The 20,975-nt window shown below is 73.8% G+C and carries 21 protein-coding genes; 12 read left to right on the top strand and 9 right to left on the bottom strand.

Features of this window, described 5'->3' with window-relative positions; all coding sequences use genetic code 11:
• On the bottom strand, positions 1 to 357 hold the full coding sequence (locus RM555_RS28090; protein ID WP_311414543.1) for an STAS domain-containing protein: 357 nt from the start codon (positions 355 to 357) through the stop codon (positions 1 to 3).
• A 166-nt stretch (positions 358 to 523) separates the two neighbouring features.
• On the opposite strand from RM555_RS28090, the gene RM555_RS28085 reads away from it, so the two are divergent.
• Genes RM555_RS28085 through RM555_RS28075 form a run of 3 tightly spaced genes read left to right on the top strand, consistent with a single transcriptional unit; the run spans position 524 to position 2,266 of the window.
• Complete coding sequence (locus RM555_RS28085; protein ID WP_311414542.1) at positions 524 to 1,126, top strand: hypothetical protein; 603 nt, start codon at positions 524 to 526, stop codon at positions 1,124 to 1,126.
• On the top strand, positions 1,123 to 1,605 hold the full coding sequence (locus RM555_RS28080) for a thiol-disulfide oxidoreductase DCC family protein (RefSeq protein WP_311414541.1): 483 nt from the start codon (positions 1,123 to 1,125) through the stop codon (positions 1,603 to 1,605). The genes RM555_RS28085 and RM555_RS28080 overlap by 4 nt, the downstream gene beginning before the upstream one ends.
• Positions 1,568 to 2,266 (top strand): TetR/AcrR family transcriptional regulator, encoded by a 699-nt coding sequence (locus RM555_RS28075; RefSeq protein WP_311414540.1) that lies wholly within the window; start codon positions 1,568 to 1,570, stop codon positions 2,264 to 2,266. Before RM555_RS28080 ends, RM555_RS28075 begins: the two co-directional genes overlap by 38 nt.
• 223 nt (positions 2,267 to 2,489) lie before the next feature.
• Here RM555_RS28075 and RM555_RS28070 read toward each other — a convergent pair whose 3' ends face one another.
• Positions 2,490 to 3,152, bottom strand: coding sequence for a GNAT family N-acetyltransferase (locus RM555_RS28070; protein ID WP_311414539.1), 663 nt, complete (start codon positions 3,150 to 3,152; stop codon positions 2,490 to 2,492).
• Positions 3,153 to 3,490: 338 nt separating this feature from the next.
• Between RM555_RS28070 and RM555_RS28065 the strand changes: the two genes are divergently transcribed.
• Together RM555_RS28065 and RM555_RS28060 are read left to right on the top strand one after the other, a co-directional pair.
• The gene (locus RM555_RS28065) at positions 3,491 to 3,682 is read left to right on the top strand and encodes a DNA repair protein (RefSeq protein WP_311414538.1); all 192 of its coding nucleotides are present in this window, start codon (positions 3,491 to 3,493) and stop codon (positions 3,680 to 3,682) included.
• A 122-nt stretch (positions 3,683 to 3,804) separates the two neighbouring features.
• Positions 3,805 to 4,323, top strand: coding sequence for a hypothetical protein (locus RM555_RS28060; protein WP_311414537.1), 519 nt, complete (start codon positions 3,805 to 3,807; stop codon positions 4,321 to 4,323).
• 6 nt (positions 4,324 to 4,329) lie between these two features.
• Here RM555_RS28060 and RM555_RS28055 read toward each other — a convergent pair whose 3' ends face one another.
• On the bottom strand, positions 4,330 to 5,055 hold the full coding sequence (locus tag RM555_RS28055; protein WP_311414536.1) for a Clp protease N-terminal domain-containing protein: 726 nt from the start codon (positions 5,053 to 5,055) through the stop codon (positions 4,330 to 4,332).
• A gap of 206 nt (positions 5,056 to 5,261) precedes the next feature.
• On the opposite strand from RM555_RS28055, the gene RM555_RS28050 reads away from it, so the two are divergent.
• Complete coding sequence (locus tag RM555_RS28050; protein WP_311414535.1) at positions 5,262 to 6,230, top strand: peptidoglycan DD-metalloendopeptidase family protein; 969 nt, start codon at positions 5,262 to 5,264, stop codon at positions 6,228 to 6,230.
• A 9-nt stretch (positions 6,231 to 6,239) separates the two neighbouring features.
• Here the strand turns inward: RM555_RS28050 and RM555_RS28045 are convergent, their stop codons facing one another.
• The 6 genes from RM555_RS28045 to RM555_RS28020 form a co-directional block, all read right to left on the bottom strand.
• Positions 6,240 to 6,845, bottom strand: a complete 606-nt coding sequence (locus RM555_RS28045) for a response regulator transcription factor (protein ID WP_311414534.1) — start codon at positions 6,843 to 6,845, stop codon at positions 6,240 to 6,242.
• Positions 6,842 to 7,990, bottom strand: a complete 1,149-nt coding sequence (locus RM555_RS28040) for a sensor histidine kinase (RefSeq protein WP_311414569.1) — start codon at positions 7,988 to 7,990, stop codon at positions 6,842 to 6,844. Before RM555_RS28040 ends, RM555_RS28045 begins: the two co-directional genes overlap by 4 nt.
• A gap of 38 nt (positions 7,991 to 8,028) precedes the next feature.
• Complete coding sequence (locus RM555_RS28035) at positions 8,029 to 8,853, bottom strand: ABC transporter permease (RefSeq protein ID WP_311414533.1); 825 nt, start codon at positions 8,851 to 8,853, stop codon at positions 8,029 to 8,031.
• A gap of 8 nt (positions 8,854 to 8,861) precedes the next feature.
• On the bottom strand, positions 8,862 to 9,794 hold the full coding sequence (locus tag RM555_RS28030) for an ABC transporter ATP-binding protein (protein ID WP_311414532.1): 933 nt from the start codon (positions 9,792 to 9,794) through the stop codon (positions 8,862 to 8,864).
• Between the two features lie 123 nt (positions 9,795 to 9,917).
• Positions 9,918 to 11,390, bottom strand: a complete 1,473-nt coding sequence (locus tag RM555_RS28025; protein ID WP_311414531.1) for an amidase — start codon at positions 11,388 to 11,390, stop codon at positions 9,918 to 9,920.
• Between the two features lies 1 nt (position 11,391).
• The gene (locus tag RM555_RS28020) at positions 11,392 to 11,622 is read right to left on the bottom strand and encodes a hypothetical protein (protein WP_311414530.1); all 231 of its coding nucleotides are present in this window, start codon (positions 11,620 to 11,622) and stop codon (positions 11,392 to 11,394) included.
• A 230-nt stretch (positions 11,623 to 11,852) separates the two neighbouring features.
• Between RM555_RS28020 and RM555_RS28015 the strand changes: the two genes are divergently transcribed.
• The 6 genes from RM555_RS28015 to RM555_RS27990 all read left to right on the top strand — a co-directional run bounded on the left by RM555_RS28015 (position 11,853) and on the right by RM555_RS27990 (position 20,296).
• The gene (locus RM555_RS28015; RefSeq protein ID WP_311414529.1) at positions 11,853 to 12,797 is read left to right on the top strand and encodes an ABC transporter ATP-binding protein; all 945 of its coding nucleotides are present in this window, start codon (positions 11,853 to 11,855) and stop codon (positions 12,795 to 12,797) included.
• Complete coding sequence (locus RM555_RS28010) at positions 12,797 to 13,546, top strand: ABC transporter permease (protein WP_311414528.1); 750 nt, start codon at positions 12,797 to 12,799, stop codon at positions 13,544 to 13,546. The genes RM555_RS28015 and RM555_RS28010 overlap by 1 nt, the downstream gene beginning before the upstream one ends.
• A gap of 77 nt (positions 13,547 to 13,623) precedes the next feature.
• Positions 13,624 to 14,445 carry a hypothetical protein gene (locus tag RM555_RS28005; RefSeq protein ID WP_151455670.1) on the top strand — a complete coding sequence of 274 codons (822 nt, stop codon included), beginning with the start codon at positions 13,624 to 13,626 and terminating at the stop codon, positions 14,443 to 14,445.
• 4 nt (positions 14,446 to 14,449) lie between these two features.
• Entirely contained in the window at positions 14,450 to 16,240 is a 1,791-nt protein-coding gene (locus RM555_RS28000) for a non-ribosomal peptide synthetase (protein WP_311414527.1), read from the top strand.
• A 2-nt stretch (positions 16,241 to 16,242) separates the two neighbouring features.
• Complete coding sequence (locus RM555_RS27995) at positions 16,243 to 19,248, top strand: condensation domain-containing protein (protein ID WP_311414526.1); 3,006 nt, start codon at positions 16,243 to 16,245, stop codon at positions 19,246 to 19,248.
• A gap of 52 nt (positions 19,249 to 19,300) precedes the next feature.
• Positions 19,301 to 20,296: a TauD/TfdA family dioxygenase gene (locus RM555_RS27990; RefSeq protein ID WP_311414525.1), complete on the top strand. Its 996-nt coding sequence runs from the start codon at positions 19,301 to 19,303 to the stop codon at positions 20,294 to 20,296.
• Positions 20,297 to 20,975: the final 679 nt, after the last annotated feature.

Here is a 20,975-nt window from a genome sequence, read left to right as displayed (position 1 = left end):
TCAGTCCAGCCCGCGCCATCCCCGCGCGACGGGTTCGTCGGCGTCGGAGTCGGCGAGCCCGAGCAGGGTGCCGACCCCGGTGATCCGAAGGACCCGCGCCACGCCCGGCTGCGGGCCGGCCACCCGCATCGTCACGTCGCGCTCGCGGCCCACGGAGACTCCGTGCACCAGGACGCGTACGCCGCTGGAGTCCAGGAACCGCAGGTCGGCCAGGTCGACGACGACCTCCCGGACGCCGGGTCGGCGCAGCGCCTCGGTGAGCGTCGCCTCGAACTCGCCGGCGGTGGCCATGTCGATCTCACCGGCCGGACGCAGGACCACCTGGCCCGGCTCCGCGTTCCGCTCACCCCGGTCCATGGCCGCCTCACGGTCGAAGGTCGCGCCGGCTCCGGCGCGACTCGACCTTACCCACCCCCGCCCGACCGGACCACGCCGACGGTCGCGAGGGAGGACTTGAACGTGTTCAAGAAGTCGCCTACGCTGAGGCGACAACATTTGAACACGTTCAAGAGGGGCGTCGGCGATGGACACGAAGGTCTGGATGTACCTGGTCTACCTGGCGATCAGCATCGGGCTGACCGTCTGGGTGGCCCGGGCGCTGTCGCGCAACGGGCTGGTCTTCCTGGAGGAGGTCTTCGCCGACGAACGGCTGGCGAAGGCCGTCAACAGCCTGCTCGTCGTCGGCTTCTACCTGCTCAACCTCGGCTACGTCACGGTGGCCATGAAGCACCCCGACCCGGTCGGGTCCACCGCCCAGGCCATGGAGGAGCTGTCCCTCAAGATCGGCCTGGTGCTGCTGGTGCTCGGCGCGCTGCACTTCTTCAACGTCTTCGCGCTCGGCCGGTACCGCCGTGGCCGGCTGCGCCAGTTCGCCACCCATCCGCCGCTCGCCCCGGTCGGCCGGCTGCCGATGCCGCCCGCACCCCGCGGCCCGCACCCCGCCGGCGCTCACCCGGCCGGTCCGCACCTCGCCGGTCCGCACCCGGCCGGTCCGCACCCCGCCGGTCCGCACCCCGCTGGCGCCCACCCCGCCGCCCCGCGCCCTGCCGGTGCTCAGCCCGCCGGCCCGCACCCCGCCGGACCGGGGACGGAGACCGGGGCGGCCGGCAGCCCGCCCGTCCGATGACCGTCGGGTCGGGCGGATTCCCGGACGCCACCGCGCACGGGGGCGGTGGCGTCCGGGGGTTCACCGTCCTCTACGACGCGCACTGCCCACTGTGCCGGTCCGCCCGGCGCTGGCTGGCGTCCCGCGCCCAGCTCGTACCCCTGGAGTTCGTGCCGGCCGGCTCGGCGGAGGCCCGGCGGCGCTTCCCCGGCCTGGACCACGACGCCACGCTGCGCGACCTGACCGTGGTCGCGGACACCGGCGAGGTGTACGCGGGGGACGGCGCCTGGTTCGCCTGCCTCTGGGCCCTGGCCGACCACCGGGGCGCCGCCGAGCGGCTGGCCCGACCGCACCTGCTCCCCCTGGCCCGGCGGGTGGTCGCCGCCGCCGCCTCGGTCCGCGAACGCGTTCGCGACCCGTGGGCGGAACCGGGCGACGACCTGGCGGGATACGGTGACCCCGATGACCGAGCAGACTGCGCCGACGACCGCTGCGGGTGAGCCGGCGACCTCGCGCGGCGAGCAGACCCGGCAGCTCATCCTGGACACCGCGATGCGGCTGTTCCGCGAGCGCGGCTACGCCCGGACCACCATGCGCGCCATCGCCCAGGAGGCCGGGGTGGCGGTGGGCAACGCCTACTACTACTTCGGCTCCAAGGAACACCTGATCCAGGAGTTCTACGCCCGTTCCCAGGTGGAGCACCGGGCGGCGGCCGGGCCGGTGCTCGCCCGGGAACCCGACCTCGCCGCCCGGCTGGCCGGGGTGATGCACGCCGGGATCGACGTGCTCACCCCGTCGCACTCCTTCGCCGCCAGCTTCTTCAAGACGGCGGCGGAGCCGACCTCCCCGCTGAGCCCCTTCTCGGCGGAGTCGTCCGGCCCGCGCGAGGCGGCGATCGGTCTCTTCGCCGAGGCGCTGGAGGGCTCCACCGCCCGGGTCGACCCGGAGTTGCGCCCGCACCTGCCGGAGCTGCTCTGGTTGGGGTACATGGGGGTGGTGCTCTACTGGGTCTACGACCGCTCGCCCGGCCAGACCCGCACCCGGCAGCTGATCGACGGTGCGGTGCCGTTGGCCGACCGGCTGGTGGGGCTGTCCCGGTTGCGCGTGCTGCGCCCGGTGACCCGGCAGGTGCTCGACCTCATTCGTACGCTGCGTCACTGACCGCTCACGGTGCCACCCTCCGAGTAGCCGCAGGTCAAGTCCGCTATTCGACACCCGGATCGCACCTACGGCATCTTGCCTTCACCCTCACAGTTACGTAGCGTGATCGGTGCGCACGTCACCTGCGGGACCCTGGGGGAGACTGCGGACCGTGGATCCGGCCCGGGATCCACGGCCCGCGCCCCGCCGCGAGGGGCGCGCGGTCAGGGGCGGTCGGGCGCGGTCAGGGCGGGTAGACGCCGAACGAGCGCCAGCCCCGCTCGGGGAAGCCGGCGGCGGTCGCCACCCGCGCGGAGGCGGTGTTGGCGGGGTCGTGCAGGTAGGTCGGGACGGCCCCCTCGTCGAGCACCCGGCGCGCCGCCTGGGCGACCAGCCGCCGGGCCAGCCCCCGCCCCCGGGCCGCCGGCACGGTGCCGACGGCGAGTTCGTGGCCGTACGCGTCGTGCCGCTTGATCCCGACCCCGGCCAGGTAACGCCCCCGGGCGTCGCGCACCACCAGCACCGGCCGGTCGAACAGGCGCAGCCAGGACGGCAGCCCGGCGGCGCCCGGGGGTGTCCACTCCCCCACGTCCGACAGCGGGGCCGGCGCCACGCTCCACCGGAACACGTCGGCGTGCACCGCCCAGCCGGGTCGTCCGACCGCGGCGGGCAGCGCCGGAAGCGGCGGCCCGCCCGGCAGCCGGGCCAGCTCGCGCACCGCCGCCACCCGGTCGGGAGCCACGGAGAGCACGGTGCTCGCGCCGGCGGTCACCGCGACGGCGGGCCGGAGCCGGCCGTCCCAGGCCGGTCGGGCCCGTCGGTGCGAGCCGACCACGTGCAGCCCGGGCCCCGCCGGCCACTGGCCGAGCCAGCTCGCCAGGTGCAGGTGCAGCCGCCGGTCGAGCACCGCCGCCCACCTCCCCGCAGCCGTCGGTGGTCATTCGGCGTGCGGGCCGCCGACGCCCGGCCCGCCTCGCCGACGATCACCGTACGCGGGCACGGCGGCACCACGTCACGGAACCCGTCACGGGGCGGGCCCGCCCGGCGTCGCGTGACCCGGCGGACCCGGCGCCGTGGCACGCGGGCCGGCGTCGAGGGTTGGGCGGCGCGGCGGGCGGGTAGACGTACAGGTACGTCGATGACCGCGGGTTCGTGGGACGGCGGCCGATCACGGGAACCAGACGCATCGACCGTCCGTCATATTCATTTTCATACATGGACAACTTTGTTTGGGACGGTATGGTCATGCCGAATCAGCCGAACGACCGGTACCACCAGGCCCCCGAGCGACTCTGGCGGGCCACCGAGGCCACCGGGCGGTTCCCGGCCCAGTCGGCGTACCGGGGTCACCGCGCCGGGGCGGAGGCGCTGCCGTGGAGCGAGGTGGACAAGCAGCCCGCCGGCGCCGCCTCGCCCGGCGGCCTGAACACCCGCTGACCGTCCCGCGCGGCGGGGCGGCTCCGCGACACACCCGGACGGTCCACCGGCGGCTTTCGCACACCTGTCGGGTAATTTCTTCTGGTCCGGCATCCCGGCCTACGACAGGAGAAGCTCCGCGCATGGGCAAGAAGACGATCCACGTCTCCGACTTCAGCGGCACGGTCATCCAGCCCGACGACGAGGTGGTCCGCGTCGTCGTCCTGGAGCACCCTGACCTGGTCGCGGGGCCCGTGCGGCTGGACGCCACCCCGGTCGAGGTGGAGGGCATCGACGACGCCGCGCTGGACGTCGCGGTGGTCGAGATCCACGACCGGCACGGCGACGGCGAGCCGCGCCGGGTGGTGCTCACCGCGAGCGAGTTCGACGCGATGGCGACCGACGTGCCGATGGCGCAGCTGCTGAAGACGGCCGAACGGGTCCGCCCGCCGAAGGCCCGCAAGGGCGCGGAACGGATCGACTACGGCACGATCGAGCACGCCGGCCGGCCGCACCGGGGCCGGGTCACCGAGGAGGAGGCCCAGTTGGTGCGCGAGCGGCTCGACGAGGTCAACAAGCGGCTCGCCGACGCCGGGATCCGTCAGGTCGACCCGACGGATCCCGAGCACGCCGCCCGCTACGGCTTCCCCGACGCGCCCTGAGGCGGGTCACTCCCGCAGCTGAACGGCCCGCAGCGCCGCCGCCACCCACTCCTCGGTCGCGGCCTTGGTCACGCCGAGCCCGCTGAGGGCGCCGGCACCGTTCTCGTGCTCCAGGAGCGCGAGCAGGATGTGCTCGGTGCCGATGTAGTTGTGCCCCAGCCGCAGGGCCTCCCGGAAGGTCAGCTCCAGCGCCTTCTTGCCCTGGGCGTCGTACGGGATCAGGTCGGGCACCTCGCCGGACGAGGGCGGCAGCGCGGCCGTCGCGGCCTCGCGCACCCGCTCCAGCGACACTCCCTGGGCGACGATCGCCTTCGCGGCCAGCGCCTCCGGCTCGCAGAGCAGCCCCAGCACCAGGTGCTCGGGGCGGGTCTCGGCGTGCCCGGTGGCGCGGGCCTCGTTCTGCGCGGCCATCACCACGTTGCGGGCCCGGGGGGTGAACCGGGCGAAGCCCTGCTGGGGGTCCAGCGGCGTCTCGTCGGCCTTCGGCACGAAGCGCTTCTGTGCCGCCTGCTTGCTGACGCCCATGCTGCGGCCGATGTCGGTCCAGGACGCGCCCGAGCGGCGGGCCTGGTCGACGAAGTGGCCGATCAGGTGGTCGGCGACGTCGCCGAGGTGGTCGGCTGCGATGACCGCGTCGGTGAGCTGGTCGAGCGCATCGGTGTGCGCCTTCTTGATCGCCTGGATCAGGTCGTCCAGGCGTACCGGGTTGTTCATCTGCACTGGCTCCGTCATGCGTCAACCATAGGTTGACGGCGTTCGGCCGTCAACCCGAAGTTGACGATGATCGTCCGTGGCGCGCTCCGGACCCGCGACCCCCGCGGATGACGGTGCGTGACGGGCCGTAGGAAAGTTTCACCATTGCCCCCGACGATATAGAAGATTTACGATCCGGTCTCCATCGTCCAACCGCCACCTGCGGGACGAACATCGGAGGCAACATGTGTGACGCACCGGAGACAGCCGGCCTGAGCCACCTACCGGCCCGACGCCGCACCCTCCTCACGGCGCTCGGCGTCGGCGTGGGGATCGGGGTCGTCGGCCTGCCCAGCCCCGCGATGGCCGCCGTCGCCGGCTGGAGCAACCCGACGCGCGGCACGCTGACCTCCGGATACAAGACCCCCAGCCGGCCGACGCACACCGGCTGGGACGTGGCCAACAGCCAGGGCACCCCGGTCTACGCCACGGCCGCCGGGACCGTCCGGGACATCAAGACCAACTCCTACCCGGGTGACACGGCGAGCGGCCCGCTGGCCGGTCGTACCGGCAACAGCGTCCACATCAACCACGCCGACGGCTACTTCTCCTACTACGGCCACCTGCACCGGGTGCTGGTCAGCGACGGCCAGCAGATCAGCTGCGGCCAGTTGGTCGGCCTGATGGGCACCACCGGCAACTCGACCGGCCCGCACCTGCACTTCGAGATCCACAACCCCCGGCTGACCTCGCTCGACCCCCGGGTCTTCCTGGCCAACCGCGGCATCACCCTCGGCTCCACGGCCCCGGTGGGCAGCACCGGCTACCCGAGCGTCAGCCAGGGCGCCTCGGGGTGGGTGCCCCGGGTGATCCAGTACCTGGTGCGGGCGCGCGGCGTCTCCGTCGTGGTGGACGGGGTCTACGGGCCGGGCTGCGCCGCCTCGGTCAGGTCGTTCCAGAGCGGCCGGGGCCTCTACGCCGACGGCATGGTCGGCCCGATCACCTGGACCGCGCTCGTGCTGCCCCTGCGGGAGGGCAACTCCGGCGACCTGGTGCGCGGCCTGCAGACCGCGCTCAACGCCCGGGGGGCGAGCCTCCTCGTCGACGGCGGCTTCGGTGCCGTCACCACCAACGCGGTACGCAGCTTCCAGAGCCGCAACGGCCTCGTCGTCGACGGCCTCGTCGGCCCGGTGACCTGGAGCGTGCTCATCTGAGCGGCCCCGTCAGAGCCAGCCGTTGTCCCGGGCGGTGCGGAACGCCTCCGCCCGGTTGGCCACCCCGAGCTTGTTGACCGCCGCGGAGAGGTGGTTGCGGACCGTGCCCGCCGACAGGTGGGTACGCCGGGCCACCTCCGCCACCGGCGTGTCGTACTCGGCCAGCCGCAGCACGTCCAGCTCGCGCGGCGTGAGCGGGCACTCGGGCGCGGTGAGCGCGTCGGCGGCCAGCGCCGGGTCGACGTACCGGCCGCCGGCGTGCACGCGGCGGATGACGTCGGCGAGCGTCCCGCCCGGCGCGCCCTTGGGCAGGAACCCCTTGGCCCCGGCAGCCAGCGCGCGTTGCAGGTGCGGCGGCCGGCCGTGCCCGGTCAGGATCACCACCTTGCAGGCGGGCAGGACGCGCGCCAGCTCGGCCGTCACCTCCAGCCCGTCCAGGGCCGGCATCTGGAGGTCCACGACGGCGACGTCCGGCCGGTGGGCGAGCGCGGCGGTCACGGCGGCCCGCCCGTCCGGCGCCTCGGTCACCACCTCCAGGTCGGACTCCAGACCGAGCAGGGCGGCCAGCGCCGCCCGGATCAGGTCCTCGTCGTCGGCGAGCAGCACCCTGATCACGGGCGGGTCCGTACCGTCACGTCGAGGCGGAACACCCCGTCGTCGATCCGGTGGCGCAGGGTCCCCCCGGCCTCGGCCAGCCGTTCGGCCAGCCCGCGCAGCCCGAAGCTGTGCCGGTCCGGCGACGCCCCCTCGGCGCCGTCGTTCGTCATGGTCATCCGTACCTCGTCCTCGTCCTGGCTGATCTCGATGGTGCACCAGGTGGCCCGGCTGTGCCGCAACACGTTGGTGCTGGCCTCCCGCAGCACCGCGACCAACTGCCGGGCGATCTCCGACGGTACGTCGTCCGGCGGCAGCGCGACCGCGCAGCGGATGCCGGAGGAACGCAGCACCTGCTCCACCGCGGCGATCTGGTCCCCGAGGTCCACCGCACGGTACCCGTGCACCACCTCGCGCAACTCGACCAGCGCCGACGCGGCCAGCCGCTGCACCTCGGCGGCCTCCCGGCTGGCGCGCCCGGCGTCGGTGGCCGCCAGCCGGGACGCCAGCTCGGCCTTGAGCGCGATGACCGAGAGGCTGTGCCCGAGCAGGTCGTGCACGTCGCGGGCGAAGCGCAGCCGCTCCTCGGTGGCGGCGAGCCGCCCCTGGGCGGCCCGCCCCCGCTGCGCCTGGACGAGCAGCCCCCACAGCCAGAGCTGGAGGGCGTTCCACGCGGCCATGGAGAGGCCGGCGACCAGCACGATGGTGACCTGGCCGCGGACCGGGGCCCCGTTCCAGGCCGCCACCCCGGCGGCCGTCGCCACGGACAGCAGCACCGCCGGGCCGGCGGCCCACCACTGCCGCAGCAGGGACACCGAGCCGATGACCGACGCCCCCAGGAATCCCCAGGTCGCCCACTCCGGCCCGCCCACGGGCCCGACCAGCGGTACGGAGAGCACAGCGGCGCAGACGAACCCGGCGAGCAGGCGGCGCCGCGTCGCCTCGGCCAGCCACGGGGTGATCGCCCCGTACAGCGCTCCGCTCTGCGCGGCGACGAACAGGACGACGCCCACCGCCCCGGCCGCCGCCCAGCGGGGATCCTCCTCCCGCGACAGTCCGACGGCGGCCAGCAGCAACGTGCCCAGCACGCCGCTGCCGACGGTGCTCAACGTGACGGCACGGGCGCGGCGCAGGCCGACGTCACGCTCGACCTGCGCCCGCTCCATGCTCACGCTCCCGATGCCAGGTGGCGCGACGACCTCGATCATCCGTGCCGGGGCTCCCATCGGAAGTACCGGGTGGCCGTGAACAGCGACACCGCCAGCCAGACCAGCAGCACCCCGAAGGAGGGCAGCGTCTCGACCAGCGTCCCGACGAAGCTCAGGGCCTGGCCCTCGTCGGTGCGGGCGAGCCAGCCGACGCGCATGATCTCGGTGAACGGCCCCATGGGCAGGAACCAGAGGATCCGTTCCAGCGACTCCGGCAACGCGCCGAGCGGCAGCAGCGCACCCGGCGTGGCCAGGAAGATCACCAGGCTCGGCAGGGTGGTCAGCATGGCCGCCTCGGAGCTGCGGGTGATCGCGGAGAGCGCCGCCGAGAAGGCCGCCAAGATCGCGGACCCGATCAGCAGCGCCAGCGCCATGACCAGCGGGTTCTTCGGCATCGGCAGGCCCAGCACCAGGAGGGCGTAACCGGCCAGCACGACGAACTGGGCGAGGAAGATCGCCACCGTGCTGCTGGCCGTGCCGAGCAGGATGGTGCGGTCCGAGGCGAGCCCCGCCCGCAGCCGCTTGAGCACCAGCTCCTGGCGGCGCGACGCGTACACGGTGGTCAGGTGGTGGTGCACCAGGAAGACCATGATCAGGGTGGTGATGCTGACGACCCGGCGGACACCCGGCACCGTCTCGCCTTTGTATTCGCTGACCAGCAGGATGGCGATCATCAGCGGGGTCACCACGGACATGGCCGTGGCCGTCCAGTTGCGACGCAGCGCCACCAGTTCCATCTTGAGCATCGCGGCCATCTGCCAGAACGGCCGGGTCGCCCGGTCGCGCGGGGTGGCGGTGGTGGTGGAGCTCGGCGTCGTCATCGTCCCGCTCATCGGGCGGCCTCCGGTTCCGCGTGCTGGTCGGTCAGGTCGTGGTCGGCGGCGATGTCCAGGAAGACATCCTCCAGGGTGGCCGGTCGGGCCGACAGGGACGCCAGCCGGATGTCGGCCGCGTTGGCCCATTCGAGCAGCCGGGTGAGGTCGCTCTGGAGCTGGCGGGACTCGTACGTGACCCGGTCGCCGTCGACCATGCGGGCGGCGTGCGGCAGGTCGGGCAGGGCGTCCGTCGCCGGCAGCCGGAAGCTGATCCGGGCGGGCAGGGTGCGCACGACGTCCTCCGGGGCGCCCGTGGCGACGATGCTCCCGCCCCGCATGATGGCCACCCGGTCGGCGAGGACCTCCGCCTCCTCCAGGTAGTGCGTGGTGAGCAGGACGGTGGTCCCACCCTTCTGGAGCTCGCGGACGACGTCCCAGGTGCGGCGCCGGGAGGCCGGGTCCATGCCGGTGGTCGGCTCGTCGAGGAAGAGCACCTCCGGGCGGCCGAGCACGGCCAGCGCCAGCTCCAGCCGCCGGCCCTCGCCGCCGGAGAGCTGCTCGACCGCCACGTTCATCCGGTCGCCGAGGTCGACCAGGTCCAGCACCTCCGCGGTGGTCTGCGGCCGGACGGTCAGGGACCGCCAGATCTCCACCGTCTCGCGGACGGTGAGCGCGCCCGTGAACCCGCCGTGCTGGAGCATCACCCCCGTCCGGGGACGCACCGAGTTCCGGTCCCGCACCGGGTCCAGCCCGAGCACCCGGACCCGGCCGGAGGTGGCCGGTTGCAGTCCCTCCAGGACCTCGATGGTGGTGGTCTTGCCGGCACCGTTGGTGCCCAGCAGGGCGAACAGCTCGCCCCGGCGGATCCGCAGGGAGATCCCCCGCACCGCCTCGAACTCCCCGTAGCTGCGCCGCAGCCCGTCCACTTCGATCACGACGTCATCCATGCTTCACAGGCTGCCGTCGACCGGCGACAGAACCAACCCCCGCCGCGTCACGTTCCGACCGTGTCGTACGCATGCCTCACCCGTGCGTCCGCCACGTGCGCGACGCCCGCCCCGGGCAGGCGCTCACCCGGTGGTGGCGACGAACGGCGGTACGTCCACCGGGAGGTCCGGCAGCACCCCCGCGAGAGCCTGGACCTTCGACCACGTCATGGTCACCTGGTCGAGGTCCCCCTCCCCCAGCGGTACGCCCAGCTCGCCGAACGCCTGGGCCAGGCGCTCCCGCTGGACGGGGTCGACACCGTCGGTGGGCGCCTCCGGGGCGCAGACCCCCGCGAGGTCCGTCACGACGTCCAGCTTCGGCTCGCGCTCGTGCCAGCCCGTACGCCGCTGGTAGACATCGGCGACGGCGGCCAGCTCGAAGTCGCGGCCGGGGGCGGCGGCCAGTTGCAGCGACAGCGGCAACCCGTCGCCGTCGGCCCCCATCGGCAGCGCCAGCGCGGGGAAGCCGACCGCGCTCCAGATGCTGGGCAGGAAGGAGATCGTCTGGAGGCTGGCCTGGTCGTCGTAGCGGGGGGCGGCGGACGGCCAGGCGGGCGTGGCGATGACGTCGACGTCCCGCAACCGCGCCCGCAGGGCCTCGGCACCCCACCCACGCACCCGCTGGGCCCGCAGGTACGTCTCCGCCGGGAGCACGCCACCGAGCGCGACGTTCCACCGGAACGGCCGGCCGTAGTCGTTCCAGCGCGCCCGGAACTGCGCCCCGTGCACCTCGAACGCCTCCACCAGCATCGTCACGAGCTGCGCGGCGAAGAGCGGGAACGCCTCGTCGAGGGGCACGTCGACGACCTCCGCCCCGGCGGCCCGCAGCTCGTCGAGCGCGGCGTCGAAGGCGGCGGCGGTGTCGTCGGTCAGCGCGGCGGCGTACCGCACGAGGTCGCCCGGGACGCCGACGCGGACGCCCGCGAGGTCGGCGAGCGCCGGCCGGGACAGCTCCGCGGGCCGGTCCGCCATCACGGCGAGCAGCCGCGCGCACTCGCGGGCCGTACGGGCCAGCGGACCCGCCGTCTCGACCGACCGCGCCAGCGGGCGGACGCCCGCCGCCGGCAGGAGACCCTGCGTCGGCTTCAGCCCGGTCACGCCGCACAGCGCGGCCGGGATCCGGATGCTGCCGTTGCTGTCGGTGCCGACACCCGCGTCGAAGAACCCGGCGGGGATGCCGTTGGCGCTGCCGCAGCTCGACCCGCCGGTCCACCGGTGGAGGTCCCACGGGTTGCGCGGCACCGGGAAGGACGCGTCCGGGTCCGGCCGGGACAGCGCGTGCTCCGCCATCGTGGTCTTGCCCACGATCACCGCGCCCGCCGCGCGCAGCCGTGCCACCACGGTCGCGTCGCGGTCGGCCCACCAGCTCGCGTCGTGCACGACGCTCTGGCAGGTGCTCGGCGCGCCGGCGACGGCGACGACGTCCTTGACGCCGATCAGCGTGCCGCGCAGCGGCCCGTCGGTGCCGGGGTCGTCGGCGGAGAAGCGGTGCAGGAAGGTGCCGAGCATCGGCCCGAGCCGGTCGGCCCGCTCGGCTGCGGCGGCGAGACGGTCCATGTCAGCCCACCACCGGGTGACCGGGCCGGCCGGTCGCGACGGTTCGCGGGGCGGCGGAAACGACAGCGCGATTACCGGCCAATTCCCGTTCGGTACCCGTCGCGGTTTCCCGAAAGAAGTCGGTGTGTGGAAAGGCGAACAACTCGGCCGTGACGTCGTCACGACCCATGACATCCGTTACCGCGTCGACGGTCGACGAATGACCGTCACCGTTCCGCTTCTGACGTGTCACGAACACCTCCCCGCACGGGCCACGGAATGCGCAGCCCAGGACCACGACAGGTCCGACGATGGCGGGTACGGCCATCGCGGGGTAACCCCTACGGTCACCCCTCACCACCCCGGAATAAGGCACCTCGGACGCCGATTCTCGCGGCGGCGGCCCCGGAATTCCTGGCTCCCCGCTCCCTAGCGCTGCTAAATACTATTCGCATACCCGCACCGATCTAAATGGGGAAATCAATGAGCAACGCAATCGCGAACCTCGTGGCGACACCCACGCTCGGTGCGGTGGACCCACAGGCGATCGACGTGGCGGACGTGCACAAGAGCTACGGCGACGTGCGTGCCGTCAACGGCATCGACCTGCGGATCGCGCCCGGCGAGGTGGTCGCGTTGCTCGGGCCCAACGGCGCGGGCAAGTCCACGCTCGTCGACATGATCCTGGGGCTCACCCGCCCCGACCGTGGCGAGATCCGCGTCTTCGGGCACACCCCCCGGGAGGCCATCACCCGGGGCGTCATCGGGGCGACCCTCCAGGACGGCGCGCTGCTCGACGACGTGTCGATCCGCGAGCTGCTCACGGTGGTGGCGTCGCTGCACACCGCCCCGTTGCCGATCGCCGAGGTGCTGCGCCGCACCGACCTGACCGACGTCGCCGACCGCCGCAGCCGGCTCTCCGGCGGTCAGCGCCAGCGGCTGCGGCTGGCCATGACCCTCGTGTCCGACCCGAAGCTGCTGGTGCTGGACGAGCCGACGGTGGCGATGGACGTCGAGTCCCGCCACGTGTTCTGGGCCGCCATGCGGGAGTTCACCGACTCCGGGCGCACCGTGGTGTTCGCCTCCCACTACATGGAGGAGGCCGAGGAGTTCGCCGACCGGGTGGTGCTCGTACAGGCCGGAAAGATCATCGCCGACGGCACGGTCACGGAGATCCGCTCCGTGGTGGCGGGCCGCTCGCTGTCGGCCACCGTCCCGGACGCGACGGTCGAGCAGCTGCGCCTGCTGCCCGGCGTGATGACCGCCGAGGCCCGGGGCCAGCGCGTCGAGATCGTCAGTTCCGACTCCGACGCCACCGCCCGCGAGTTGTTCGCGCGCTTTCCCCAGGCGTACGACGTCGAGATCGGCGCCCTCGGCCTGGAACAGGCGTTCCTGGCCCTCACCGCGACGAAGGGCGGGGCCGCCTGATGAGCGCCGGTTTCCTCAAGCTCGAAGTGAAACGGGTGATCCGGGCCCGCAAGTTCTGGATCGCTGCGTTCCTGTTCCCGACGCTGCTCTACCTGATGCAGGCCAACCTGTTCGACATGATGCAGGCCAACCTGACCGGCGGAGGCGCCGGCATCAACTTCAGTGAGCACCTGCTCGGCAGTCTCGCCGCCTTCGGGGCGCTCTTCGTCGCGCTGAACGTCGGCACGAGGGTGGCGATCGAGCGGTCCACCGGATGGCAGCGCCAACTGCGCATCACCCCCCTGTCGCCGACCTCCTACCTGGCGGCGAAGCTGGCCGCGGCGATGGTGGTGGCGCTGCCGGCGATCACGGCGGTGGCGCTCACCGGCGCGCTGTTGCAGGGCGTCCGGCTGCCGGTGGGCGGCTGGCTCCAACTGGTGCTCGGGGTGTGGCTCGGCACGCTGCCGTTCGCGCTGCTGGGCGTCTTCATCGGCCAGGTCGCCACGGCCGAGAGCGTGCAGGTGCTCACCTCCGTCTCGCACATGCTGCTCGGCGTGCTCGGCGGCGCGCTGGTCCCGTCGGTCGCGTTCCCCGACTGGATGCAGACGGCGTCCGCGATCATGCCGAGCCACTGGCTGGCCGAAATCGGGCACAGCCCGTTCGAGGACACCGCCCGGCTCGGGCTCGCCGCCGTGGTGCTCGCGGGCTGGACCGTCGTGCTCGGCGGCGCCGTGATCCTGCGCTACCTGAAGGACAGCGCCCGCGTCTGAGCGCCCGCGACCGGGAGCGCACGGGCCGCACCCCCTGAACGACGAACGTACGCACCGCTACGACGAGGGATCCCATCGTGAAGAAGAACTCCTGGCAGATACTGCGCAAGGGCGGGCCGGGCGGCCTCACGCTCACCGTCGACTTCACCAGCACCGGCCGTACCCAGGCGTGCTTCCGCGACCTGGTGCCCCTGTTGAGCGCGCCCGGCGAGATCTGGGAGACCGTGGCACCCGCCTCCGGCGCCGAGGACACCATGTCCGGCGCCGACTACGTCGAGCGGTGGGCGAAGGGCGTACGCCGGCGGGAACGCACCGTCGACACCGTGATCGGCTACTGCGTGGGCGCGGTGTTCGCCGCCCCCCTCGCGTCCCGGCTGGCCGAGTCGCAGGACGAGGCGCCGAGGCTGGTCCTGCTGGACCCGGAGCTGCCGAACATCGTCGGGCTGTACCGGGACTTCCACGCCGCCGCGGACGCGCTGCGGACCATCCTCACCCCCGAGGAGATCGCCGCGTTCCACGCCGACGGCCAGGCGGTGCAGGAGAAGCACGGCCTCGAGGACCTCACCCTCATCGGTCCCGCGCTCGCCGGGATCTTCTCCGACGCGATCGACGTGGCGGGCCGCCGGCTAGGCCTGGACGACGACGTCCGGGCCGAACTGGGCGGCAGCTTCGCCTCGTTCGTCGGCTACCTGCGGGCGGCGACGGAGATCGACCCCGCCCCGCAGTGGGCGACGGCGACGGCGATCACCTCCGCGCACTCGACCCAGCGCGGGCAGGGCTTCGGGCGCACCATCCCGCTCGCCGTCGACCACGACCAGATGCTGCGTCACCCCGACGTCGCCGCGACGGTCTCCGGCCTGATGACCGGTGCGGACGCCGGTCAGCGGATCGCGGGGTAGCGCGGTGGCACCGGGCCCGGCGGGCGGCGAGCCCGCGCTCTTCACCGACCTGTTCGCGGAACAGGTGCGGCGCACCCCGGACGCCATCGCCGTCATGTGGGGCGAGCACCGCAGGACGTACGCCGAGCTAAACGCCGAGGCGAACCGCCTCGCGCACCGGCTGGTGTCGCTCGGCGCGGGCCCGGAGCGGCTCGTGGCGATCGGGATCCGCTCGGCGCACCTGGTGGTCGCCGCCCTCGCCACCCTCAAGGCCGGGGCGGCCTACCTGCCGCTGGACCTCAGCCACCCGCCGCAGCGGCTGGAGCACATGCTCACCGACGCGCGGCCCATGCTGCTGCTGACCACCGGCGACGACCAGCACGCGGTGCCGGCGGCCGACCTGCCGCGGGTCCTGCTCGACGACCCGGACGCGTACGCCGGCCAGCCGGACACCGACGTCACCGACGCCGACCGGCTCGCCCCGCTGCGGCCCACCAACGTCGCGTACGTCATCTACACCTCCGGCTCCACCGGCAGCCCGAAGGGCGTGGTGATCGAGCACCGCCAGCTCGGCACGTACCTGCGCCACGTCGTGCGGTCCTACCCGGGCGTACGCGGCCGGGCGCTGCTGCACTCCTCGTTCGCGTTCGACCTGACGGTCACCGCGTTCTACGCGCCGCTGATGACGGGCGGCTGCGTGCACATCGGCGCCCTGGAGGAGATGGGCACGCCCGCCGCCGGACCGGCCGGGCAGCAGCGGCCCACCTTCGTGAAGGTGACGCCGTCGCACATCCCGCTGCTCACCGCACTGCCGGCCCAGGCGTCCCCGACCGGGGAGCTGATGGCCGGCGGCGAGCTGCTGCTCGGCGAGACCGTCGACGCGTGGCGCCGCCGGCACCCCGGCGCGCGGGTGGTCAACGAGTACGGCCCGACGGAGACGACCGTCGGGTGCAGCACCGTGGTCATCGAGCCCGACCAGCCGGTGCCGCCGGGGCCGCTGCCCATCGGCCAGCCCATGCCCGACGTGCGCTACCACGTGCTGGACGACGAGCTGCGCCCGGTGCGGCCCGGCGAGATCGGCGAGCTGCACATCGCGGGCGGCCAGCTCGCCCGGGGCTACCTGCACCGGCCGGGCCTGACCGCCGAGCGGTTCCTGCCCGACCCGTTCGGCCCGCCCGGCTCGCGCATGTACCGCTCCGGCGACCGGGTCCGGCCCACCGAGGACGGCGAGTACGAGTTCTGCGGGCGGGTCGACAACCAGGCCAAGATCCGCGGCTACCGCATCGAGCTGGGCGAGATCGAGGCGGCACTGCTGCGCCGTCCCGAGGTGCGGCACGCGGCGGCGGTGATCCGTACGGACACGCCGGAGGTCAAGCAGCTCGTCGCGTACGTCGCGCCCGGGGAGGGCGCGAGGATCGACGCGCAGCAGCTGCGCAAGGACCTCGCCGAGACGCTGCCGGACTACATGGTGCCGAGCGCCGTGGTGAGCCTCCCGGCGCTGCCGCTGACCGTGAACCGCAAGCTCGACACGGCGGCCCTGCCGGCACCGGAAGTCGCGGCGACCCCGGGCGGACGGGCACCGGCCGACGAGTTGCAGGCGCTGCTGTGCGAGCTCTTCGCCACCTACACGGCCGTCTCCTCGATCGGCGTCGACGACGACTTCTTCGTCCGGGGCGGCACCAGCCTCGGCGCCGCCCAACTGGTCAACGAGGCACGCCGGCGCGGGCTCACCCTGTCGCTGCGCGACGTGCTGGAAAACCGGACCGTGGCGCGGCTCGCCGAGGTCTGCGCCGACACCGACCGAGGGGACGAGTGAGCATGAGCATCGCGGCCAGCAGGAAGGAAGCAGCCATGTGGCTGCTCGAGCGGCTGGTGCCGGACACCGGGGTCAACAACGTGGCGGTCGCCTTCGAGGTGGCCGGCCGGATCGACCGCGGGCTGTTCACGGCGGCGCTGCGGGCGGTGCTGGCCCGGCACGAGGTGCTGCGCACCGTGTTCCGCTCCGACGACGCGACGCTGACCCGGGAGGTGCTGGCCGCCGACCGGCTCGACGTGCCCGTGGTGGACATCCCGGCCGGCGACGACGGGATGGACGCCGACCTGACCGCGTTCGCCGCCGAGCCCTTCGAGATCGACGGCCGCCCCCTGCTGCGGGCGGGGATCCGCGCGGGAGCGGACGCCGACGTGTGCTGCGTCGTCGTGCACCACCTGAACTTCGACGCCATGTCGACCACGATCCTGCTCCGCGAGCTGCTCGCCGGCTACGAGGCGCTGGCGGCGGGCGGCCGGCCCGACGACGCCCCGCTGGCCGCGCTCGCGGAGCGCGCGCCGAACGAGCGCAGCGTCGCTTACTGGCGCAAGAACCTCGACGGGCTGCGGGCCGCCGAGGCGGGCCTGTGGTGCGCCCTGCCGCCCGTCGGGGCGCCGTCCCTGCGCGCCCGCACCGTCCACCACGAGCTCTCCGCGCCGGCCCGCGCCGTGGTGCGCCGCTTCCAGCGCGAACTGCGCGCCTCCGAGGCCGTCGTGCTGCTCGCGGCGTACTCGGTGCTGCTCGCCCAGCACGGCGCGGGCTCCGACGTGGTCATCGGCACCCCGGTGAACGTGCGCGACCAGCGCAGCATGAACGCCATCGGCTACCACGCGAACCTGGTGCCGCTGCGGGTGCGGGTCGACCCGGACGCCGACTTCCGCGCCGTCGTCAAGCAGACGCGCAGCACCTTCCTGGAGGCGATCAGCCACGCCGACGTACCGCTGGAGCACGTCTCCCCCGCCGTGCTCGGCGACGCGCCGTCGTCGTGGCGCAGCTCGTTCTTCCGGCACCTGTTCAACTACGTGCCCGGCACCGTCGACGCCTCCGCCACGCTGACCGGGATGCCGGTGCGCCACGTCATGGTGGAGAACGGCTACAGCCGCTTCGACCTGGAGTTCTTCATCATGCCGGGCGAGGACGCGACCACCGTCCGCGCGGCGTTCTGCGTCGACGCCTTCGACGCCGCCGACGTCGGGCTGCTGCTGCAACGGTACGACGCGCTGCTCGTGCGGCTGGGCGACGACCTGGACCGGCCGGTGGCGCAGCTGTCCCGCCGGGGCGCGGACGACCTCGCCCTGCCGGCGTCACCGCCGGAGGCGGCCACCACGGCGTCCGTGCTGGACGCCGTGCACGCGACGGTCGCCGCGAGCCCGGACCTCGTCGCGGTGCGGGACGGCGCAGGCGACGTGTCGTACGGCCGGCTGTGGTCGGCGGCGCTCGCCACCCGCGACCTGGTCGCGGACTCGGACGGGGACACGGTCGCCGTGCTGGCGCCGCGCGGCGCGGAGCTGGCCGCCGCGTGGCTCGGCGTGTGGCTGGCGGGCAGACGCTGCGTCCTGCTCGATCCGACCCAGCCGATCCCCGACCTCGCCGCGCGGCTGGCCGACTCGGGTGCCGCGCCGGTGCTGGCGGCCGAGGGCCTCCCCGTGCCCGGCGCGGTACGCATCCCCGCCGTCCCCGCCGCCGCCGACGCGGTCCGCACCGACGCGCCGTCCGGTGTCGACCTCGACGCGGTGGCCTACCTGGAGTACGACCTCGACGCGCCCGCCCCGCTCGCGGTGACCGTCACCCACCGGGCGCTGGCCTGCGCCGTCGCGCGGCTCGCCGAGCGGGTCGCCGCCACCGGGCCGGCCGTCACCGCCTGGCTGGGCAGCGCCGCCACCGACGCGGCGCTGACGGAGCTGCTGGTCGCGCTGACCACCGGCGGCCGGGTCGTCGTCGCCCCCGACCAGGCCCGCGCCGACGGCCACGCGCTCGGCGAGCTGGTCCAGCGGCAGGAGGTGACCGTGGTGCAGGCGCCGCCGGCGGTGTGGCGCCAGGTGGTCGAGCACGCGGGTGCCCGGCTCGCGGGCCGCGCCGTCCTGGTGGCCCACGAACCGCTCCCCCGCCCGCTCGCCGCGCAGCTGCGCGCCACCGGCGGCACGCCGTACCACGGCTACACCACGCCCGGCGTCGCCGGGTACGCCGCGCTCGACGGCGGACGGGACGGCACGGGTGTCCTCCCGGCGACCCGCGTGTTCGTCACCGAGCCCGGCACCGATCACGAGCTGGGCATCGGCGTACGCGGGGAGCTGTGCGTCGCGGGCGACACGCTGGCCGCCGGCTACCACGGCCGGCCGGAGCTGACCGCCGCCCGGTTCGGTGAGCACCCCACGCACGGGCGGTTCCACCGCACCGGGGATCTCGCGCGACTGCTGCCGGACGGCCGGATCGACGTCGTCGGCCCCCTGTCGGCCCACGTACGCGTCGCCGGCCAGCGGATCCACCTCCGCGACATCGAGTCCGTCCTCGCCGCCCACCCGGACGTGGAGGCGGTCGCCGCCGTCGGGTCCACCGGCGACGCGCAGGACGGCACGGTCGTCGCCTTCGTCGAGTCCCGCAAGCCCGACGTGGCGGAGCGGCTGCGCGAGCACGCCCGTGCCGCCCTGCCGCTCACGCCCGACCTGGTCGTGCTGAACCAGTTGCCGGTCACCGTGGCGGGCACCGTGGACCGCGCGGCCCTCGTCGCGCTCGCGGCGGCGCGGGCGGCGGCCGAGGTCGACCCGCCGGACGAGACGACCGCCGCCCTGGTCGGGATCTGGACCGAGATGCTCGACCGGCCGGGCCTGCACGCGGACTCGAACTTCTTCGCCAGCGGTGGCCACTCGCTGCTGGGCGCCCAGCTCGTGCAGCGGGTGCGGACCGAACTGTCGATGCCGGTCCAGCTCGCCGACCTGTTCGCCAACCCGACGCCACGGCAGCTCGCGGAGCACCTGCAGGACGCGTTCTGGGACGACGACGAGGACGACGACTGACCGATCGCTCCATCCCCACACCGTCTCGGACCCTCAGCAGAGGAGGCTCGGCGTGACCGTCGACGTCCAGCCCACACGCAGTACAGACCGTTCGATCGTCCTGACCCGCGAGGAGAACATCGAGGTCGACACGATCGCCCGCTACCTGGCGGGCCGACCGCCGCGCCTGGTGGACTCGGCCGCCTGGCTCGAAACGGCCCGCGAACTCTCCAGCAACCTGCCCGTACGCCTGCGCCAGATGGTGCGGCGCTTCGCCTGGGATCCCGGGCCCGACGCCGTGCTGCTGGTGCGGAACCTGCCCGTGGACGCCGACGAGCTGCCGTGCACGCCCACGGTGGCCGGCTCGGCGCAGCGCGAGTCCACCGTGCCCGCCGCCGCGCAGGTGCTGCTCGGGCTGCAACTCGGGGAGCTCATCGCCTTCAAGGAGGAGAAGAGCGGCGCGCTGGTGCAGGACGTCGTGCCGGTGCCGGGCATGGAGAAGTTCCAGGGCAACGCGGGCTCGGTGACGCTGTCCATGCACGTGGAGAACGCCTTCCACGTCTACCGTCCGGACTACGTCGGGCTGCACTGCCTGCGCAACGACCACGACAACGTGGCCGGGTTGCAGGTGACGTCGATCCGCAACGCGCTGCCCCTGCTGTCCGAGCAGGTCCGCAAGGTGCTGCACGAGCCACGGTTCGTCACCGAACCGCCGGCGTCGTTCGGCGACCTGCGCAGCGCGCCGGAACCGCACGGCATCCTCAGCGGCAGCCCCGAGGACCCGGACGTCCAGGTCGACTTCGAGAGTTCGTTCCCCCTCGACCCGGAGGCCACGCAGGCGCTGTCGATGCTCGGCGACGCGCTGCGCACCGTCCGCCGGACGTTCATCCTGGAACCCGGCGACCTCGCGTTCGTCGACAACCGGCTGGCCCTGCACGGCCGGACCGAGTTCACGCCCCGCTACGACGGCTACGACCGGTGGCTCCAGCGGATCTTCGTGCACCGCGACTTCCGACGCTCCCGGGCCCTGCGCCCGCACGACGGGAACGTGCTCGACAGCGGCAACTGACGGCCCGACCGGAAGGTCGACGAGCTGGCCCGTACGCACGGGACCAGCTCGTCGACGACGGACCGTGGGACGCGGTGGTGACCGGCGCCGGAACGCGGCAGCCGCACCACCGCGTCCCTGTGCGTAGCCCCACCAGCGCGTCCGTGGCGCGCCCGGCGGACGCCGCCCGCCGGCGACGGACACCCGCCCGCGCAGGCCCCGGCGTGTCCCGGACGGCCCGGATTCCCCGACCGCGGTGTCAAGCCCCGCGGTCGGGCGTGGCACCATTCGCACCTGACCGATCGGTGCGTGCCCCCACGAGGCCGCCATTCGCCTCCCGGCGCGAAGGTCGACCATTCCGCGCCCCCGGATCGTCCCCGAGCACTTCAACCGGCCGGCGACTCCCGTCAATGCGTCGGGCGGAATCGTCGCGCGTGCCGGGGCGCGACCCTGCCGTGGCACGCCGGTTCTTTCCGCGCCCGGATCTGGGGAACGGTGGCGCCGGGCGGGCGGGAGACGACGGGGAGAGAACGCGTCCCGGTCCACGTCGTTACCGATCCGCACCGGTGCGCGGGCGCCGTTCCCGCACCGTGTGTGCGCCGTTCATCAGACCCGGATGACGGACTCATGCCCCACCACCACCCGACAATGCCTGACCAGCAACTCCACACTGCCAACCCAATGACACCCACCATGCACC

It is taken from the genome of Micromonospora reichwaldensis, assembly GCF_031845925.1.
GTDB lineage: Bacteria > Actinomycetota > Actinomycetes > Mycobacteriales > Micromonosporaceae > Micromonospora > Micromonospora reichwaldensis.
The sequence above is the reverse complement of the archived record's forward strand: the minus strand, read 5'-3'. Positions and strand labels throughout refer to the sequence as shown.

Excerpts from the sequence above, each read along its gene's own strand:
- RM555_RS28090 (WP_311414543.1), bottom strand. The coding sequence starts at position 357 with ATGGACCGGGGTGAGCGGAACGCGGAGCCGGGCCAGGTGGTCCTGCGT.
- RM555_RS28085 (WP_311414542.1), top strand. The coding sequence starts at position 524 with ATGGACACGAAGGTCTGGATGTACCTGGTCTACCTGGCGATCAGCATC.
- RM555_RS28080 (WP_311414541.1), top strand. The coding sequence starts at position 1,123 with ATGACCGTCGGGTCGGGCGGATTCCCGGACGCCACCGCGCACGGGGGC.
- RM555_RS28075 (WP_311414540.1), top strand. The coding sequence starts at position 1,568 with ATGACCGAGCAGACTGCGCCGACGACCGCTGCGGGTGAGCCGGCGACC.
- RM555_RS28065 (WP_311414538.1), top strand. The coding sequence starts at position 3,491 with ATGCCGAATCAGCCGAACGACCGGTACCACCAGGCCCCCGAGCGACTC.
- RM555_RS28060 (WP_311414537.1), top strand. The coding sequence starts at position 3,805 with ATGGGCAAGAAGACGATCCACGTCTCCGACTTCAGCGGCACGGTCATC.
- RM555_RS28055 (WP_311414536.1), bottom strand. The coding sequence starts at position 5,055 with ATGACGGAGCCAGTGCAGATGAACAACCCGGTACGCCTGGACGACCTG.
- RM555_RS28050 (WP_311414535.1), top strand. The coding sequence starts at position 5,262 with ATGTGTGACGCACCGGAGACAGCCGGCCTGAGCCACCTACCGGCCCGA.
- RM555_RS28040 (WP_311414569.1), bottom strand. The coding sequence starts at position 7,990 with ATGGAGCGGGCGCAGGTCGAGCGTGACGTCGGCCTGCGCCGCGCCCGT.
- RM555_RS28035 (WP_311414533.1), bottom strand. The coding sequence starts at position 8,853 with ATGACGACGCCGAGCTCCACCACCACCGCCACCCCGCGCGACCGGGCG.
- RM555_RS28030 (WP_311414532.1), bottom strand. The coding sequence starts at position 9,794 with ATGGATGACGTCGTGATCGAAGTGGACGGGCTGCGGCGCAGCTACGGG.
- RM555_RS28025 (WP_311414531.1), bottom strand. The coding sequence starts at position 11,390 with ATGGACCGTCTCGCCGCCGCAGCCGAGCGGGCCGACCGGCTCGGGCCG.
- RM555_RS28015 (WP_311414529.1), top strand. The coding sequence starts at position 11,853 with ATGAGCAACGCAATCGCGAACCTCGTGGCGACACCCACGCTCGGTGCG.
- RM555_RS28010 (WP_311414528.1), top strand. The coding sequence starts at position 12,797 with ATGAGCGCCGGTTTCCTCAAGCTCGAAGTGAAACGGGTGATCCGGGCC.
- RM555_RS27995 (WP_311414526.1), top strand. The coding sequence starts at position 16,243 with ATGAGCATCGCGGCCAGCAGGAAGGAAGCAGCCATGTGGCTGCTCGAG.